Genomic DNA, 18,776 nt, shown 5'->3' with positions numbered 1-18,776 from the left:
GGTAATTGTGAATGCCAAAACGTAATGATATAGAAAGTATTTTAATATTAGGTGCCGGGCCCATTATTATTGGTCAGGCATGTGAGTTTGACTATTCTGGTGCACAAGCATGTAAAGCTCTCCGTGAAGAGGGCTATCGAGTTATTCTGGTTAACTCCAACCCAGCAACAATTATGACAGATCCTGAAATGGCTGATGCAACTTATATTGAGCCGCTTCATTGGGAAGTCGTTGCGAAAATCATAGAAAAAGAAAAGCCCGATGCTATTTTGCCTACTATGGGAGGGCAAACAGCACTTAATTGTGCACTTGACTTGGCATCGCGTGGTGTACTTGAAATTCATCACGTCGAGATGATAGGTGCAACAAGAGAAGCCATTGATAAAGCTGAAGATCGTGAGCAGTTTGCTGATGCCATGCGCAAAATCGGCTTAGATATGCCTAAAGCGGGTATTGCGCATAGCTTGAAAGATGCTTATGAAGTTCTCAACGAAGTGGGCTTTCCTTGTATTATTCGGCCTTCATTCACCATGGGGGGAACCGGTGGAGGTATTGCTTACAACAGAGAAGAGTTTGAAGAAATATGTAATAGAGGTTTAGATTTATCACCAACCACAGAGCTGTTAATCGATGAGTCGTTAATTGGTTGGAAAGAATATGAAATGGAAGTCGTACGAGATAAAAATGACAACTGCATTATTGTTTGCTCAATTGAAAACTTTGACCCAATGGGAGTACATACGGGAGACTCTATTACTGTTGCTCCTGCGCAAACGCTTACTGATAAAGAATATCAAATTATGCGTAACGCATCTCTTGCTGTTTTGAGGGAGGTTGGAGTGGAAACAGGGGGATCAAATGTTCAGTTTTCTGTAAATCCCCAAAATGGTCGAATGATTGTTATTGAGATGAACCCTCGGGTTTCTCGTTCATCTGCTCTTGCCTCAAAAGCAACTGGCTTTCCAATTGCCAAAATAGCAGCCAAGTTAGCGGTTGGTTTTACTTTGGATGAACTGCAAAATGATATTACTGGGGGGAAAACACCTGCCTCATTCGAGCCGAGTATTGATTATGTTGTGACTAAGATACCACGGTTTAACTTTGAAAAATTTCCAAATGCTGATGGCACACTAACAACACAAATGAAGTCTGTGGGTGAAGTGATGGCAATTGGAAGAACCTTTCAAGAGTCTGTTCAAAAGGCTTTGCGTGGTTTAGAAACTGGCGCTGACGGCTTTAACCCATTGCTAAAAAGTGAGCGAGATAATTGGAAAGAGGTGCTTCGCCATAATTTACAAGTTCCCGGTGCGGAAAGAATTTATTATATTGCCGATGCATTCCGCCAAAATTATAGTGTTGAGGATGTATTCAGGTTAACGGCTGTTGACCCATGGTTCTTAGTGCAAATAGAAGAAATCGTTAAATTAGAAAATGAGTTTGCATCTCGAGGAATTGGCGAATTAACCAAAGAGCAGTTGCGTAAAATGAAGCGCAAAGGCTTTTCTGATAGACGACTGGCCCAGTTGGTTGATGTATCTGAAAAAGAAATCCGTAAAATCAGACACCGTTTTGATTTATATCCGGTGTATAAAAGAGTTGATACCTGTGCGGCAGAGTTTTCGACAGATACTGCTTATATGTATTCTACCTATGAAGATGAGTGTGAATCTAACCCGTCTGACAAAGATAAAATTATGATACTGGGCGGTGGTCCAAATCGTATTGGTCAAGGGATTGAATTTGATTATTGTTGTGTACACGCTGCTTTTGCTATGCGTGATGATGGTTATGAAACTATTATGGTTAATTGTAACCCAGAAACAGTTTCGACAGACTATGATACTTCCGATAGACTTTATTTTGAACCCGTTACATTAGAAGACGTACTGGAAATTGTAGCCAAAGAAAAACCGAAAGGCGTTATCGTTCAGTACGGTGGGCAAACACCACTAAAACTTGCAAGAGATCTTGAGGCGGCAGGTGTTCCAATTATTGGGACTTCTCCTGATGCAATTGACCGTTCGGAAGATAGAGAAAGGTTTCAACGGGCGATAGAGCGTTTAGGGTTAAAGCAGCCACCTAACCGTACCGTTAAAACGCTTGAAGAAGGTGTTCGCCTTGCTGATGAGATTGGCTATCCATTAGTTGTTAGGCCATCTTATGTGCTAGGTGGTCGTGCTATGGAAATTGTATTTAATACAGAGGAACTACGCCGCTATATGACCGAAGCTGTATCGGTTTCTAATGAGTCGCCAGTTTTATTAGATCGTTTCTTAGATGATGCCATTGAGGTTGATGTTGATGCTATTTATGATGGTGAAACGATATTGATTGGCGGAATTATGGAGCACATTGAGCAAGCGGGTGTTCACTCTGGCGATTCAGCTTGTTGTATTCCTCCTCATACATTAAGCCAAGATATACAAGAGCGTATGATTGAGCAAATTAAAGGCATGGCTAAAGAGCTTGGTGTTAGAGGTTTAATGAATGTTCAGTTTGCTATTCAAGGGGATGACATTTTTGTTTTAGAGGTTAACCCGAGAGCATCAAGAACGGTTCCATTTGTTTCTAAAGCAACAGCACGGCCACTCGCAAAAATTGCTGCGAGCGTCATGGCTGGCCGAACACTAAAAGAGCAAGGTTATACTAAGAGTGTATCATCGAACTTTTTTACAGTGAAAGAGCCTGTTTTTCCGTTCAATAAGTTCTTTGGTTCTGACCCGATACTTGGACCAGAAATGAAATCGACAGGTGAAGCTATGGGGGTTGGTGAGTCATTTGGTGAAGCTTACTACAAAGCACAATTGGGAGGTGGATCACAGGCGCCTAGAGGTGGAAAGGCTATTCTAAGTGTTAAGGATAGTGATAAAGTTAAACTGCCGGAAACGGCACGTGCCTTAATCGAATGTGGGTTTGAAATATTGGCTACAGGTGGAACCGCAACCAAGTTAATCCAAGAAGGTATATTTTGCCAAAGGATCAATAAAGTTTATGAAGGCAGACCGCATCTTGTTGATATGATCAAAAATGATGAAATTGACTATATTGTTAATACTACAGAAGGAAAGCAAGCAGTTGCAGATTCGTTCCAGATCCGTCGTTCTGCTTTGCAGTATAAAGTTGCTTATACAACAACATTAGCAGGTGGACTTGCCACAGCACAGGCTATTCGCCATCAGACTCGTCAAAAAGTTGTATCGGTGCAGGAGCTCCATAAAAGGGTAAAGTAAAAGGTGTGTATATATGAATAATTTAACTCCAATGACAGTGCAAGGCTCAGAAGCACTTAAAGAAGAATTGCAAGAATTAAAGCAAGTGCAGCGTCCGAAAGTTGTAGCCGCAATTGCTGAAGCACGTGAACACGGTGATTTGAAAGAAAATGCTGAGTACCATGCGGCCAGAGAGCAGCAAGGTTTTATTGAAGGACGAATTCAAGAAATTGAATCAAAATTAGGCACGGCCCAGGTGATTGATGTTACTAAAATAACCAACAATGGAAAGGTCATTTTTGGTACAACATTAGACTTGGTTAATCTAGAGACTGATGACGAAGTCACTTACAAAATTGTTGGTGATGATGAAGCAGATATTAAAGTGAATAAAATATCAATCAACTCGCCAATAGCACGTGCGTTAATTGGTAAAGAAGAAGGTGATATAGCTGTTGTAAAAACACCCAATGGCGATGTTGAATACGAAATTGTTGAGGTCAAGTATATCTAAGCTGACCCGACCCTGCTTTCTATAAAAGCCCGCAACTGCTAAGGTGCGGGCTTTTTTTATCTCTCAGCGAGACTTAATTTAAAATTATTTTAGTCACGCAAATATCTATTGAGTTAGATCAATTGGCTGCTTCTTTAGGCTCGTAAAATGCTAATTCCTAGTATTTATGGAAAGGTATTTTGATATGAGTAGCTATCGAAAGGTTTTATTTTTAATTGGTTTTTTTTGTATTTTACCTGCTGAAGCTAGAGTCTTGACGCTTGCTGAGTCAATTAATCAGGCTGGGCAGCAAAGAATGTTATCACAACGAATAGCCAAAAATTATTTATTGATTACTCATAGAATCAATAGAGTTGATGCATTAAAAGAGTTTGATGAAAGTGTTAGTCAGTTTGAGCAAAACTTATTAAATCTAAAAGACAGCATTAAAATACCGAGTACCCAAGAAAAATTAAAACAACTTGAAACGAGTTGGCAAACGTTTAGGTTGTTTGTGCTGGATAACCAAAACAAAGATAATTCGCAAAAAATTCTTTTGCATAACAATATACTACTTAATTCTGCGCACCAGTTGGTGCTTGCATTACAAGCAGAAACTACAAAAAAAGAAGCTGAGTTAATTAATATTTCTGGACGTCAACGAATGTTGTCTCAGCGAATAGCTCTTTATTATATTGCAAGTTATATTGGATTTCGAGATTTAGAATATCACGCCTATTTTTCTGAAGCGGTATCAGATTTTAATGATGGTTTAACTTATCTTTTGAACTCAAAAATAAATACTGTAGATACTCAGCAAGAACTCGTTGATGTGGATAAACAGTGGTCATTTTATCAAAGTAAGTTCAAAGGGCTTGGAGAAAAGCCCTATGTACCTAGAGTTATTAGAGTGATTACCGAAGGTTTTTTAATAAAAATGGATAAAATTACCAAGCTATATGAAGCGAAACTAAACACATAGGAATTTAATTGTGGATATTACTTCTGAACTAATGAAAGAACATCAATTCATTTTAAAAATCATAGTACAAATGCAAAAGTTGACTCAAGAGGCTAGTTCACTTCAGCCCAAAGAGTTTTTTCTCTTTGCCAAAAAATTTATCGATTTTGTTCGAGAGTTTACGGATGATTATCATCATAGCAAAGAAGAGAATGTATTGTTTACTGCGCTTGATGAGCCTGGGGTGCTTTCGCACTGCAATCCAGTGAGTCAAATGTTAATAGAACATGATATGGCAAGAAATGCGCTTCAACAAATATGTCAGGCAGTTGAGCAACATGATTTTGAATTATTGAAATCTGGTATTGATAGTTATGCAATGATATTACATCAGCACATTTATAAAGAAGATAATATTCTTTACCCTATGGCAGAACAGAATATAACTAATGATACTAAAAACCTAATTAATGAACAATATACAAATATTGAACAAGCTAAGAATAAAGAAATCCTTTGGGAACGTTACATGCTGTTAAGTGAGCAGCTGGATAATCGAATACAATATCAGTTTAGTTAAGGTGGTTATTTGACTTAATAAATTGAATTTTATCTGTTATGTGTAAATTAGGACTAGATCCTAAGCGTTTGGCGTGCGAGTATTATTACTAATATTTCATTAGTAATTGTAGTTAGATTTCTGCATACTGCTCATTATGAATAATCATAATAAACCTGAATACTTTGATGTTGATTTTTACGCTACCTTAGTTGACACTATTCAAGATGGTGTTTTTGTTCTTAAAGATGGTCGGTTTGTATTAGTTAATCAGGCTTTTGCTGAAATGCTAGGAGAAACTAAAGAGGCTCTGACAAACTCGCTTTTTTCTAAAAAAATTGCACCTGAATATGTCGATATTGTTGTTGGTCGTTATTTACGTCATACCAGCGGCTTAGGACAAAAAAATGAGTATCAAATAGAAGTCCTTCATACGGAAGGGTATCGTATAGTTGTTCAGTTAAAAGTTGAAGTCTTTAATGGCAAAGATGATCATGTTTATATGGTATGCAGTGTTCATGATGTCACTTTTAATATTCAGCTGATCAAAAAACTGCAAGACTCTGAAAGAGAGTTTAAACAGATCATAGAAAACTTACCTAGTATATTTTATCGAACCGATGCTTTTGGAAATTTATCAATGGCATCTTCCTATGCGCTACGTATGTTGGGCTATACAGCTGAAGAAGCAATTGGTCAACCAATGACTGAGTTTTATGCCAACCCCGATGAGCGTGAAGAAACTTTGCAGCGAATTATTGATAATAAAGGAATTCCTGTAGAGGTTGAAACTTTAATGCTTAGAGCTGATGGCTCAACGGTTTGGGTATCAACCAATGCTTATGCTAGGTATGACGATGCAGATAATTTTTTAGGTGTGGAAGGTGTATCTTTAAATATTACCAAGCAAAAAAATCGAGAATACGAATTAAAAGAGAGGGCAATCAAAGACTCTCTAACTAAGCTTGTAAATCGTTCTGGTTTGTTAGAGCATTTAGATAAGGCTTTGAGCCGAGCCAAAAGGCAACGCAGCCATGTTTCTATTATTTTTATTGATTTAGATGACTTTAAGTTAGTTAATGATAGCTTTGGGCATATTAATGGTGATTATTATCTTGTTGAATTTTCTCAACGTTTAAATGATAGTTTTAGAGTTTCTGATGTTGTTGCTCGCATAGGAGGTGATGAGTTTGTTGTGTTATTAGATGACAATACCATGGATGATTCGATCAAAGATCTTTTGTTGAGGCTTGAAAAAAATATGAGGAGTCCAATTGGGTTAGATGGTGAGAAAGTTCACTTAAAGTACAGTTATGGTATTGCTACTTACCCTAAACATGCATTAACATCATTTGAGTTGTTAAAGTATGCTGATGAACAAATGTATAATAATAAGAAAAAAAACAGTAAAACAACGAGCCATGTATGAATTATTTTTTTAGTCAGCTGCTTTTTATTGTTGGTTTTTGTTTTTGTTTAAGCATATCAGCAGAAACACGAAGTCCTGTTGAAATTGTTGTGTTAGGTATTGCACAAGATGCAGGTTATCCCCAATTAAACTGTTATAAGCCTCATTGTGTGGCTGGTTGGAAAGATGTTTCTAAAAGACGGTTAGCAACCTCATGGGGTGAACTTCCTAATCGAAATATGAGTGAGGTCCCCCATCCATTTGTTAAAGAAAGTATGCAATTATTCTCATCATTACCTCGGCAAGATAAACAAAAAGTAATTTTTATTCATTTCAATCATACTAACCCTTTGTTAACTGTAGGGAGTAAATCTCAAAAAGTAGTAAAAACGGCTGGCTTTAGAGTGGCTAGTGAAGGTATGCATATAGGGTTGTAAAAGATTTTGAATGAACTAAAATATATTAAAGGGATAATAAGGTAGTGGTAAAGTGATTAATAAGCAGTCTGGAGCAGTTAAATATTTATTAATTCTGTTAGGCATTTTTTTTGTTATGCTTGGCTTTGTTGGAATTTTTTTACCGGGCTTGCCTACGACTATTTTTTTGATTGCTGCTGCGGCTTGTTTTGCTAAATCTTCTCCATGTTTGCATGCATGGTTATTATCTCACCGCTGGTTTGGCCCTATTATTTACCATTGGAATTCAACTAGAAGTATTCCCCGAAAAGCAAAAATATTAGCTCTGAGTATGATGGCTTTAGCATGTATTTATACTGGAGTGATCATTGACTCGCTGATGCTAAAACTTTTTATTTATGTTGTAATGTTATTCCCTGCTATTTTTGTTTTCAGACTACCACTAACCGAAAATGTCGCTAAGAATCATTTAGTTTCGCCCTCTGCTAATTCTAAAAGCAGTTAGTTTATTTTTCCTTACTTTCCTAAATCTTCTCATGCTTAGATGTGAAATCAAAAGACTTTTGTAAGTAACCACTATGTTTAAACGATTGAAGTTGAGTTGTTTTTTTATTGTTAGCTTTTGCAGAAAAACGAGTTGGAATTTTTATGTTTTTACTAATACTTTCTTTATTTGGCATAAATCTCAAATAATATTGAATAGCTAACTTAATGTTATTTTTAAATATAACCAATGGCATTTTATTTAAATAAGAAATTGTATGCCCTACTTTTGGGCTATGTGTATATGGAAATAAGTATTGCCAATCTGGTTCTAAGCATTTCGCTAGAGCTGTTAGCTCATCACAATTAGAGCCAAATTTTTGCTGTTTTTCTTTTTGGACCAAGCGGTGTACTTTCATTATTTGAATTCGTAACTCTAAAATAATCGATATTGGTATATTTACCATGAGCTTTTTTTGTCCATTTTGATGTCTAATAATAATTTTGTTATTTTTTAAGTCTACATCACCAAGACGAAGATTTATTACTTCCCTAATTTTTAAATCGGCTAGTAAACCTAACTTAGCCATTAAGTGTTGAGAGCTATCGAGTTGATTAATAATCGCCGTACAGTGATGTAGTCCAAATCGTTTACTATAGCCAGAGCGATTTTTGTTGCTAAAATAAGTTATTGAATCTAAAGGGTGTTTAAAGAAATCCTCATATAAAAAACGAAGTGCTGATAGGGCGCTTTTTTGCATCTTTCTATCATAATTAAGATTTTTAGCTAAATGAGAGAGGTAGTTCTCAACTTCATACGTCCCTAGATTTAGTGGATGTTGTTTACCGTGGAAACGAATATAGCGTAGAATCCAGCTAATATAATTGCTCTTGGTTTGGCTAGCTAAATGTTGTCGATCGGCAAATTGATAGAGTTGATCAATTAAGCGATATGACCTGCTACTGCCGTTACTATCTTTCTCATTCATGTTTGAATCCGTAAAAACACTATTTATATAAATAGTACTTTTATGGGTATGTGTTGTCAATAGGTTTTTATTGGCTATCCGCTTCTTTAAAAGACGTTTGTCTAGAACGATGTTTTTTCAAATTAAGCCGAATTATTTCCTACTGATAATGATTACAATTGGGACGAGAGTTGCTGAGGAGTACATCTAGACATCAAAGATATCATTGATTGGTTAAGAGAGTCCTAGACTTAATACTAGGACATGAAGAGTCGTGGGGAACTACGCTTTTTTTATGATGCGAATAGTATAGAGTAGTACCACTGCGCCTACTGTTGCTGTTATCAGTGAGCCTATAATTCCACCTGCTTTAATGCCTAGCAGTCCAAATAAAAAGCCTCCTACTAATGCGCCTATAATGCCGATAATTATGTTGCCAACGATTCCAAAACCTTTACCTTTGATGAAGTTACCTGCTAGCCAACCAGCAATTGCCCCAATTAATAAAAACATCAGTAAACTATTTGTATCCATTATTTTGAACCTCTTTTATTTTTTTATAAAAAGATAAATACCGACGGCAAAAGTCGCTGCACCTCCAATTAGTAGCAGCATGACTTTGTCACTATAGGAGCCGGTGACAGATTGTGATAATTGTGAACCAATTGATTCTGACATTTGGTAACCCCAAAATGCAGTACCTGCACCTATAATTATCAGTGCAATAGCGGCTACTTTGAATTTTATTTTTGATGTTGCCATGTATATTTCCCCGGTTTTGTTGGTTGCAATATCCTACTATTAATTGCGTGGTAACATTAACCTAAAGGAGTTATCGAAAACAAGTATGTTTTTAAGTAGTTGAATTATATGGTTTTTGTGTTGCAATATTTAATGTTTATCGGATATTCTTTGTTAAGAATAGAGTTGCTTGGAAATTGATATGATAGAAATAATAACTCAATTAAATCAAGACGAGTTAAAGTCTGCAATGAATATTAGGCGAGATGTATTTGTATATGAACAAGGTATACCTGAAGAGTCCGATTTTGATGGTGAAGATGAAGGTGCTGAGCATGTATTAATTACTGTGAATAATGAAGCTGCTGCAACGGGAAGAGTTATTATTAGTAAAGCAGAAGCTCAAATCTCACGTATTGCTGTTATTGCTAAATATAGATCGATGGGTTTAGGCCGTAAAGTGGTGGAGTCGCTCGAAGCTATTGCTCAAAAAAAAGGAGCTAAAAGATTTGAGCTTCATCCACATGTTTATTTACAAAAATTTTATGAAGAGCTGGGTTATCAAAAAACTGGTGGAAGTTCCCAAATAGCAAAGCATGAATTAATCACAATGATAAAATTAGAGCATGGTGAGATATAAAATATCAATATGCTCTAGTCAAATTTCCGTATTTTATTACTTGAATTAAAATGCGTAGCTTACGCCAGTATTTAAAGTTGTAGTCTTTAAGTCACCCATATCCATGTAGGTCATGCCTGCATTAATGCCCCAGCCAGAATGCCAGCGATACTGCCAACCTGCTTCTACGACAGCTCCAAAACCATCATCTTTATCTAATTTAACTGAGCTTCTGCTAAATTCATAGTCATAAAATTGCCCCCCTATTTTTGCATAAAGACTATTTTTTTCGGTGAGCTGAAAGTTTGCTTTTAAAGCTAATACTAGGCCGCCATAAGAGAGTTTATTGGCTTGTAGATTAAAAAATGGATCATTATTTGAATGGCATTCCCAATCATCATCATATTCTTTTGAGCACTCCCAATCATCTACGTCTGTGCCCCCATTAATTCCTGCTTCTATTGAGTAGGTGGGGGATAGTTTATAATTATAGTATAAGTAAGACTGTCCTATTCCATCACCATCATCGCTTGAGCCTTTATACTCGGCACTACCATTGCTTATTTGAAAACCAAAAGTATGCTTTGATTGGGACGTAGTGCTATCGGCAGATACTTCATTGGCTTGTACTATGTTACTCGATAAAGCGAATAAGATGGTTGAAATTAGTAACTGTTTTTTCATAATGAGTTTTCCTGATTAAGTACAAATTAACTAAAAAGGATGATAGTTTTTTTAACTTAATTTATCAGTGAGTATTTTGTTTTTAATTTGTATGAAACGGTAGCAATTGTAGGTAATTGTATTCGCCTTAAATCGATACTTTGTGAGCATGTACTCAGATTGGCAAAATAACACGTTTTATAAAGTAAATAATTATATATCATTCGAGCTCTTTCGGGGAGGCTCGTTAGATTACTTGTTGGAGCCTGTATAGCTAAATCACTATCAATTGTCACAATAAAAGTCATTATTTTTGCCGCTCTTTTCGTTGTCTGACTTGTCCATAGAGCGGCTATGCACTGCGCCAGACGCCTTAATAGTGACAAAAATCTCTGACTTTTTTCTATGCCAATTGATAGTGGTTTAGCTATAACTTTAAAGAGTGCTGGTATACGGATACTTATATGATTTTTTATTTTCCGGCAACTGGATATCAGTGTTTCGTTTGACAATAGTAATAGTGTTCTTAATAATGTAATTGAACTAATATGAATAATTGAGTTTGTGAAGTGTGTAATCAACTTTTGACAATATAAGGGTTCCATATGGGATTATTTGGCAAGTTTCGTGGCGAGCTTATTGATATCATCGAATGGCTAGATGATAGCCGAGATACAATGGTTTATCGTTTTGAGCGCTATGATAATGAAATAAAGATGGGAGCTCAGTTAATTGTTCGGGAGTCGCAAATTGCGGTTTTTATAAACAAAGGTAAAATAGCAGATGTCTTTCAGCCTGGAGATTATATTCTTGAAACAGATAACTTGCCTGTTTTATCGACATTGCAAGGTTGGAAGTATGGTTTTCATAGTCCATTTAAAGCAGAAGTTTATTTTGTTAATACACGCCGCTTTATTGACTTAAAGTGGGGAACTAAAAATCCAATTACATTGCGTGATCCTGAGTTTGGTCCCGTGCGTATTCGTGCTTTTGGTACCTATTCAATTCGAATTGAAAATGCCCCTCATTTTATAAAAGAAATTGTTGGTACAGATCCTCACTTTACAACTGATGAAATCACAAAGCAGTTACGTAATTTGATTGTTTCAAGGTTTGCTGATGTGATTGGAGAAGTCAAAATACCCGTTTTGGATATGGCTTCAAATTATGATGAACTTGGTGAATTTATTACTAATAGAATTCATTCTGACTTTTTAAGTTATGGAATTAGCTTAACTAAAATGTTGGTTGAAAATATTTCGTTACCCTCAGTGGTTGAAGAAGCGCTTGATAAAAGAACGAGTATGGGGGTTGTTGGTAATTTACAAAAATATACTCAATTTCAATCTGCAAATGCAATGGAGAAAGCCGCGGAAAATGAATCGGGCTTAGCGGGTGGTGGAATGGGAATGGGAATGGGATTTGCAATGGCTAATCAAATAGGACAGGCAATGCAATCTGAACAAGCTTCTAATCAGCCTGTGACTAAGCCGCCTCCATTACCCTCACAAAAAATGTTTCATGTTGCTATAAAAGGACAACCTGAAGGACCATTTAATATTAAGCAGTTAAAACTATTGATTGCTGATGGTAGTGTGACACGTGATAGCCTTATTTGGTGTGAAGGTATGAGTGAGTGGGAAAAATCAGGTGAAATAGAAGCGGTTAAAAGTCTCTTTACTTCTGTTCCGCCTCCACTGCCTCCTGGTTAGTTTAACCAATTGATTATCAGTATGAATTATTGAAAGTGTTTAATATTTCCAATAATGTAATAAAATTATAATGGATGTGAATTCTTTGTCGTCAGATTTTAATCAACCAATACCTTCTCAAGATAGCAGCATTGTTAAACAAAAAAAATTCAAGTGCTATCAGTGTGCAGCAAAGCTTCACTTTGAATCTGGAACAGAGTCACTGGTTTGTCAATATTGTCATTTTGAAAATGTAATTCCCAGAAGTGAAGCTGATATTGTTGAGCTTGATTTTAAAAGTCACTTAAATCGTTTGCAAAAAGAATCTATTACAACGGAGTGTTTAGTTTTTCAGTGTGACTCTTGCGGTGCGGAAGCAACAACAGAAGCTGATGTTATCGCTGATGATTGTGACTTTTGTGGTGGGAGTATTATCACTAATGCACAGTCAAAAAAATTAATAAAGCCACGCTCGTTATTGCCTTTTTATATTAATTCAAAAAAAGCGAAAATTAAGTATGAGCAATGGTTAAATAGCTTGTGGTTTGCACCAAACTCTTTGATAAAAAAATCAAAGCTAAACCATTCTATTTCTGGTGTTTACTTGCCTTTTTGGACTTACGATGCGGATACGACGAGTTTCTATCGAGGAGAAAGAGGGGACTATTATTATGTTACTGTCACCAGAACTCGAACAAATAGCGAAGGTAAACAAGAACGCTATTCGGTTAGCGAAAGACGGACTCGCTGGAGTGATGTTTCTGGCGTTGTTTTTTTAGGCTTTGATGATGTTTTAGTTATAGCCTCTAAGTCTCTCCCTAAGAAACTAACAGACTCACTAGAGCCTTGGGATTTAAATGATCTGCTTCCATATAAAGAAGAATATTTGGCAGGGTTTAAAGCTGAAAGCTATCAGGTTGATTTAGGAGATGGTTTTAGTCAAGCCAAAGAAATAATGAATAATCGAATTATATCTTCAGTAAATCAAGATATTGGTGGAGACGAGCAACGAATTAACTCTCTCAAAACGCAGCATGAAAATGTGACTTTTAAGCATATATTACTTCCTATGTGGATAAGCACTTATCGTTACAATAAAAAAACGTATCGATTTGTTGTGAATGCTAGAACTGGAGAAGTTCAAGGTGAAAGGCCTTGGAGTTGGAGCAAAATATCATTAGCGATACTTTCTATTTTTGCCATTGGTGCGGCTGTTTTTTGGTTGGTCAATTATTAAAGCATTCAATCTTGTTATTGATTATCTATTGGTTTGACAGATAAAACGTGATTACAATTATCTTTTACTTGCCACTTTATATTGAAGTCATATAAGTGAACGGCATACTCTTGAATTGTTTGTTTGTTTTTTTTATAGGCAGGTCTTGGATCTTGACTTAACACTTGACTAATAAATGATGATAATAAAGGATATTGTTTGCTAACTAATAGACAATCATTTTGGGCTTGCTCAGTAAATATAACAGGCATTTCTTCAGTTGGTTTGTTATGAGCAAATCCACCATCAGCGCCACTTATTGAATCAGAATAAGGTATATAAGGTTTAATATCAATAACTGGAGTTTTATCAAGCAAGTCGACACCACCTAGTTTTAAAAGTAACTTATCTTTTTCTTTTTCATGACCTAGAAACTTAACTGCCGATATTCCAATGGGGTTAGGGCGAAAAGTACTGCGGGTAGCAAAAGTTCCCTTCTTTTTATTACCGCCTAATCTTGGTGGCCGGACTAGATTTGACCATCCTTTATTCATTGTTTCATGAAAAATAAATACAAGCCATAAATGAGAGAACTCTTCAATGCCTGATAATATTTCACTTTGATTATATGGCGAGTAAAGCTCAAGTGTACCAATAGCCTCGTCTATAATTCTTGGTTGCCGTGGTATGGCAAATTTTTCTTTGTATGGCGAGTGGATAATACCAATGGGGTTGATAGAAAAAATTACTTCATTATTAGGTGAAATCATTTTAAAAAAGTGACTGGAAAATAGGTTAACTAATTATATACTGATTATATATTCAGGAGAATGATATATACTAAAACAGTTTAAAATTGTAAGCTTTACTAGTTACAATCAATTGTTCTTTAAAAGAGAGAGGGAGGTATGAAAGTATTAGTTAATGGCAGATGCCATTGCGGACGAATCTGCTACAAGGCTTATGTTAATCCTAAGAAAACTCGAATATGTCATTGTAAAGATTGCCAACATCTTTCTGGTAGTGCTTTTCGGGTGAATTTACCTGTTGCTAAAAATGATTTTGAATTATGCAGCGGTACTTTAAAAAGTTATATTAAAGTTGCTCAGAGTGGTAATCAGCGAGAGCAGTGTTTTTGTCCTGATTGTGGCACGCAAATTTATGCGACCTCTGTATCGAAAGAGAGCGAGCAAGTTTATAACTTGCGAGTTGGCAGTATTGATAACAATCATGAGTTTCCTCCGCTTTATCAGCAGTGGAGCTGCTCAGCTCAATCTTGGTTACAACATATCGCTGACTTACCGAGCTATGTTGAAGCAAGTAACTGATAAGTTGAATGTCTATTAGGTAACCGCTTTTTGTTAAGTTAGTGTTGATTATCTCAGAAATGATTTGGCATTTAGCTAATATAAATAATATGATAGATGCAGCTGAATATTTGAGTCAAATATATTTTAGAGGACTAATGCTCTATTAACTGATGATAAGATTATCATTAAGTTTCAGCTATAAGATGTAATCAATAAAAACTTTTTATTAAAATGAACAAACAATAATGTGAGGTCTTTAGTCTGATGAGTAAACATCATAAGATTAACTATGTTGAGTTTCCTGTTAAAAACATTGGGGATACTAAAAGTTTTTTTAGCAAGGTATTCGGTTGGACTTTTATTGATTATGGTGATGAATACTGTGCAGTCAGTAATGCTGCACTTGATGCCGGGTTTTATTTGTCTAATTTGAGTATGAAAACGGAAAAGGGGAGTGCTTTGATTATTTTGTATAGTGCTAACCTTGAAGAATCTCTACAAAAAGTTATTGAGGCAGGAGGAGAAATAGTTAAGCCTATTTTTTCATTTCCTGGTGGGAGGAGATTTCAGTTTTATGATGTCAATGGTAATGAGTTTGCTGTTTGGAGTGAGTGAGTTTTGTGTCTGACTTATTTGAGTGCTTTGATTTTCCTCCAAATCGTCAAAATAGTGACTCGTACAAGTGGGATTATAACCTAACAAAATTTGGTCGATCCGATATAATCCCATTGTGGATTGCCGATATGGATTTTGCTACGCCTAAAGTAATTATAAAGGCACTTGAGCAACGTCTTAAGCATCCTGTAATGGGATACGGCTACAGAACCAAAAACTACATCCGTTCAATACAAAACTGGCTACTTCAACGACATCAGTGGAAAGTACCTGTTGATGCTCTCTCTTTTTATCCTCCGGGAACAGTTTCAGCCGTTAATAATTTGGTGACACTGTTAACCAAGGAGGAAGATGAAATCATTGTACAAACACCAGCTTATCCTCCGCTAATGAGTATTGTTAAACACAATAACCGTATTTTAATTGAAAATCCTTTAGTTAAGAAAAATAATGAATATGAAATTGACTTTTTGCATTTAAAAAAAGTGATATCTAAAAAAACTAAACTTTTAATTTTTTGTAGTCCACATAACCCTACTGGTAGAGTGTGGCGAAAAGAAGAATTACTTCGTTTGGCAAAGCTATGTCGTGAACATGAGATTACCGTGATTAGTGATGAAGTTCATGCCGACTTAGTTTGGGGAGAAACAAAACATACTCATTTTAATAAATTACCCGCTTCAGAAAGGCCAGTAAGTGCGACAATAATTTCTCCTGGAAAAACTTTTAACCTAGCCGCATTACCACAGTCAACAATCATATGTGACAATCAACGAGTCAACCGTTTATTACGACATAATATTAATACTGCTCATCTGAGTTTAGATAATGTAATGTCTGCTGTTGCAACGCAAGCAGGATATGAAAAAGGAGCCGAGTGGCTTGATTTGTTATTATTATACCTAAAAAAAAATAGAGATTTTATTGAGTCTTTTTTACAAAATAATTTGCCTCAGGTTAAACTTTCTAAAGCACAAGGAACATACCTTGCCTGGTTAGATTTCTCTGCATTAGAAATGGAGCACTCACTAATTAATAAGCTCCTCATCGAACAAGCCGGAGTCGGTTTACATGATGGGTTATTGTTTGGTAAAACAGGAAAAAATCATTTTCGCATTAACTTTGCATGTTCTATGGCGTTGTTACAGCAAGCATTAACACAAATTCATCGCGCAATTACTGATAATCGAACTTAATATTTTTTTAATTTTATTTATTACAATTTTTGGGTGATCAACTTTAAGAAATAAACTAAGAGTGAGGTCTATTAATGTTTCGCAATATTTTTATTTTGATATTGTGTTATTTGCCTTTAAATATATATTCTTTACCTTTTAATGGGTTGAGTGAAAATATTGAAATAAAAAGTAATAGGCTTGGTTACAGCATTAATTACCGTGTTTTTCTGCCCCATGACTATGCTGATTTGGAAGAACTGCCTGTAATTTATATAACCGATGGACCGAGTTATATATTTTATGGACAGATGACGAAAGTGATTAGTAAGCTTATTCAGAGTAAAAAAATAGTTCCAATAATCGCTGTTTTTATCGATACAAGAGAGCCGGGGAATTTAGAAAATAATCGTAGAAATTCTGAATTTTTTTGTAACACTAAGTATTCTGATTTTTATGTGCACGAATTAGTACCGACTATTGATAAACAATATCGAACCAAGCCATCAGCCAATAAAAGAGTTATTTTAGGGCTTTCATTTGGTGGGTTAAACTCAGCTTGTTTTGGTCTATTAGCCCATTCGACTTTTGGGGGCATTGGAATGCTGTCGCCTGCAATGCACCTAGTTCCCAAAATTCTTCATGCTTATAAACATATCGAGCGTTTGCCGCTAAACTTCTTTCTCAGTACCGGGACAATTGGTGATAATGAAGATAAAACACGGCGATTTCATCGAATATTAAGAACGAAAGGATACCCTATTAAGTATAAAGAAATTCGCAATGGTCGACATAACTGGAAAAATTGGAGGCGGGTTCTTGATGATTTGTTGATCTACTTTTTTCCTTCCAGCTAATTAAAAAGTATTGTTAAAATTAATTTGATATTGCATACGATTCTTGCTGTGTTATTCTTTGTCACTTGAAAAACCATGATTAAACAGCAGCTTATAGCTAAATCACTATCAATTGACATAGAGAAAAGTCAGGGATTTTTGTCACTATTAAGGCGTCTGGCGCAGTGCATAGCCGCTCTATGGACAAGTCAGACAACGAAAAGAGCGGCAAAAATAACGGCTTTTATTGTGTCAATTGATAGTGATTTAGCTATATTATTAAGCAAAAGTGAGAAGCAGATGTCATCTTTTATTGAGCGCTTTACAGAAAAAAAAATTTATCCTGCTAATGATAAGTGTTTACAAATTAAAACAATTGATATGCATACTGGTGGGGAACCTTTGCGTATTATCGTTGATGGTTATCCGAATATACAAGCAGACTCAATTTTGGATTATCGTCAAAAACTAAAAGCTGGCTTTGATCATTTAAGAACAGCGTTGATGTTTGAGCCAAGAGGGCATGCAGATATGTATGGCTGTTTAATTTTGCCGCCTTTTCACCCAGATGCAGATTGTAGTGCTATTTTTATGCATAATGAAGGTTATAGCAACATGTGTGGTCATGCAGTGATTGCAATTATGACACTATCAATGGAAATGGGGTGGGTTGATATTATCAATGATCAAGCTCAACTCAATATAGAAGCTCCTTGTGGTTTAATTAAGGCAACAGGGACTGTTATTAATGGGAAAATTAAGGCCTCATTTGAGTGTGTCCCTTCTTTTGTTAAAGGGCTTGATCAAACGGTTTATTTGTCTCAAGTAGGCAAAACTATTCAGTACGATCTGGCATTCGGCGGGGCATTTTATGCTTACGTAGATATTGAACAGTTTGAGCTTAAGTTAATACCAGAAAATAGTAGTCGTTTGATCGAACTAGGTAAAGAAATTAAACATGCTGTTGCTCAACAAACTACACTACTAGAACATCCGTATGAAACTGAACTGAATGAATTGTATGGTGTTATTTTCATCTCGCCTGCTTTGAGCGAAAAAGCTGATAGTCGAAATGTTTGTATTTTTGCTGACGGAGAACTCGATCGTTCACCGACCGGCTCAGGTGTTTCAGGCAGAATGGCTATTCATTATGCACGTAAAGAAATCGCGCTTGAAGAAGTTATGTTGATTGAGAGTATTCTCGGCTCTTGTTTTTCGATTCAAGTAGTGAAAGAAATTCAATATGCTAATTCCTCAGCAGTAATACCGCTGGTTACTGGTGATGCCTATATCTGTGGTATGAACCATTTTATTATTAATCCTGATGATGCATTGAATAAAGGTTTTTTGGTACGTTAGTACCAACTTCTATTTATCGTGTTTTAAATGCGGCAAATTAAAGGGAAAAGCGTT

General features: G+C 35.9%; 20 protein-coding genes. 15 read left to right on the top strand and 5 right to left on the bottom strand.

The genetic code is table 11. The annotated features are described in order from the left end of the window. Positions 1 to 11 precede the first annotated feature (11 nt). The 7 genes from carB to ACT5E3_RS21735 all read left to right on the top strand — a co-directional run bounded on the left by carB (position 12) and on the right by ACT5E3_RS21735 (position 7,551). A complete protein-coding gene (gene carB / locus ACT5E3_RS21765; RefSeq protein ID WP_444995665.1) occupies positions 12 to 3,230 on the top strand; it encodes a carbamoyl-phosphate synthase large subunit in 3,219 nt (1,072 codons plus the stop codon). 13 nt (positions 3,231 to 3,243) lie between these two features. Continuing rightward, positions 3,244 to 3,723 (top strand): transcription elongation factor GreA, encoded by a 480-nt coding sequence (gene greA / locus ACT5E3_RS21760; RefSeq protein ID WP_444995664.1) that lies wholly within the window; start codon positions 3,244 to 3,246, stop codon positions 3,721 to 3,723. Positions 3,724 to 3,907: 184 nt separating this feature from the next. Beyond that, complete coding sequence (locus ACT5E3_RS21755) at positions 3,908 to 4,684, top strand: type IV pili methyl-accepting chemotaxis transducer N-terminal domain-containing protein (protein WP_444995663.1); 777 nt, start codon at positions 3,908 to 3,910, stop codon at positions 4,682 to 4,684. Between the two features lie 10 nt (positions 4,685 to 4,694). Further along, positions 4,695 to 5,243, top strand: coding sequence for a hemerythrin domain-containing protein (locus ACT5E3_RS21750; protein WP_444995662.1), 549 nt, complete (start codon positions 4,695 to 4,697; stop codon positions 5,241 to 5,243). Positions 5,244 to 5,379: 136 nt separating this feature from the next. Continuing rightward, positions 5,380 to 6,651 (top strand): sensor domain-containing diguanylate cyclase, encoded by a 1,272-nt coding sequence (locus ACT5E3_RS21745; RefSeq protein WP_444995661.1) that lies wholly within the window; start codon positions 5,380 to 5,382, stop codon positions 6,649 to 6,651. Next, entirely contained in the window at positions 6,648 to 7,067 is a 420-nt protein-coding gene (locus ACT5E3_RS21740) for a hypothetical protein (RefSeq protein WP_444995660.1), read from the top strand. Before ACT5E3_RS21745 ends, ACT5E3_RS21740 begins: the two co-directional genes overlap by 4 nt. Positions 7,068 to 7,119: 52 nt before the next feature. Beyond that, entirely contained in the window at positions 7,120 to 7,551 is a 432-nt protein-coding gene (locus ACT5E3_RS21735) for a YbaN family protein (RefSeq protein ID WP_444995659.1), read from the top strand. A gap of 19 nt (positions 7,552 to 7,570) precedes the next feature. Here the strand turns inward: ACT5E3_RS21735 and ACT5E3_RS21730 are convergent, their stop codons facing one another. The 3 genes from ACT5E3_RS21730 to ACT5E3_RS21720 form a co-directional block, all read right to left on the bottom strand. Continuing rightward, positions 7,571 to 8,518 (bottom strand): phage integrase N-terminal SAM-like domain-containing protein, encoded by a 948-nt coding sequence (locus ACT5E3_RS21730; protein WP_444995658.1) that lies wholly within the window; start codon positions 8,516 to 8,518, stop codon positions 7,571 to 7,573. A 261-nt stretch (positions 8,519 to 8,779) separates the two neighbouring features. Continuing rightward, positions 8,780 to 9,031, bottom strand: coding sequence for a GlsB/YeaQ/YmgE family stress response membrane protein (locus ACT5E3_RS21725; protein WP_444995657.1), 252 nt, complete (start codon positions 9,029 to 9,031; stop codon positions 8,780 to 8,782). 15 nt (positions 9,032 to 9,046) lie between these two features. After that, entirely contained in the window at positions 9,047 to 9,259 is a 213-nt protein-coding gene (locus ACT5E3_RS21720; protein ID WP_444995656.1) for a DUF3185 family protein, read from the bottom strand. 181 nt (positions 9,260 to 9,440) lie between these two features. Here ACT5E3_RS21720 and ACT5E3_RS21715 point away from each other — a divergent pair, with 181 nt between their 5' ends. Next, a complete protein-coding gene (locus tag ACT5E3_RS21715; protein ID WP_444995655.1) occupies positions 9,441 to 9,878 on the top strand; it encodes a GNAT family N-acetyltransferase in 438 nt (145 codons plus the stop codon). 45 nt (positions 9,879 to 9,923) lie between these two features. On the opposite strand, the gene ACT5E3_RS21710 is transcribed toward ACT5E3_RS21715, so the two are convergent. After that, a complete protein-coding gene (locus ACT5E3_RS21710) occupies positions 9,924 to 10,541 on the bottom strand; it encodes an outer membrane beta-barrel protein (protein ID WP_444995654.1) in 618 nt (205 codons plus the stop codon). A 584-nt stretch (positions 10,542 to 11,125) separates the two neighbouring features. Between ACT5E3_RS21710 and ACT5E3_RS21705 the strand changes: the two genes are divergently transcribed. Further along, entirely contained in the window at positions 11,126 to 12,232 is a 1,107-nt protein-coding gene (locus tag ACT5E3_RS21705; RefSeq protein ID WP_444995653.1) for an SPFH domain-containing protein, read from the top strand. Positions 12,233 to 12,302: 70 nt separating this feature from the next. Beyond that, complete coding sequence (locus tag ACT5E3_RS21700) at positions 12,303 to 13,448, top strand: hypothetical protein (RefSeq protein ID WP_444995652.1); 1,146 nt, start codon at positions 12,303 to 12,305, stop codon at positions 13,446 to 13,448. 14 nt (positions 13,449 to 13,462) lie between these two features. On the opposite strand, the gene tsaA is transcribed toward ACT5E3_RS21700, so the two are convergent. Beyond that, positions 13,463 to 14,197, bottom strand: a complete 735-nt coding sequence (tsaA, locus tag ACT5E3_RS21695; RefSeq protein WP_444995651.1) for a tRNA (N6-threonylcarbamoyladenosine(37)-N6)-methyltransferase TrmO — start codon at positions 14,195 to 14,197, stop codon at positions 13,463 to 13,465. A 138-nt stretch (positions 14,198 to 14,335) separates the two neighbouring features. Here tsaA and ACT5E3_RS21690 point away from each other — a divergent pair, with 138 nt between their 5' ends. From ACT5E3_RS21690 to ACT5E3_RS21670, 5 genes are all read left to right on the top strand, one after another. Further along, positions 14,336 to 14,755, top strand: coding sequence for a GFA family protein (locus tag ACT5E3_RS21690; RefSeq protein WP_444995650.1), 420 nt, complete (start codon positions 14,336 to 14,338; stop codon positions 14,753 to 14,755). Positions 14,756 to 15,001: 246 nt separating this feature from the next. Then, positions 15,002 to 15,352 carry a VOC family protein gene (locus ACT5E3_RS21685; RefSeq protein WP_444995649.1) on the top strand — a complete coding sequence of 117 codons (351 nt, stop codon included), beginning with the start codon at positions 15,002 to 15,004 and terminating at the stop codon, positions 15,350 to 15,352. Positions 15,353 to 15,357: 5 nt separating this feature from the next. Further along, the gene (locus tag ACT5E3_RS21680) at positions 15,358 to 16,548 is read left to right on the top strand and encodes a MalY/PatB family protein (RefSeq protein WP_444995648.1); all 1,191 of its coding nucleotides are present in this window, start codon (positions 15,358 to 15,360) and stop codon (positions 16,546 to 16,548) included. Between the two features lie 74 nt (positions 16,549 to 16,622). Next, positions 16,623 to 17,384, top strand: coding sequence for an alpha/beta hydrolase (locus ACT5E3_RS21675; protein WP_444995647.1), 762 nt, complete (start codon positions 16,623 to 16,625; stop codon positions 17,382 to 17,384). A gap of 75 nt (positions 17,385 to 17,459) precedes the next feature. Next, on the top strand, positions 17,460 to 18,722 hold the full coding sequence (locus ACT5E3_RS21670) for a proline racemase family protein (protein ID WP_444995646.1): 1,263 nt from the start codon (positions 17,460 to 17,462) through the stop codon (positions 18,720 to 18,722). Positions 18,723 to 18,776 lie beyond the last annotated feature (54 nt).

The organism is Aliikangiella litoralis (assembly GCF_052495765.1).
The sequence above is the reverse complement of the archived record's forward strand: the minus strand, read 5'-3'. Positions and strand labels throughout refer to the sequence as shown.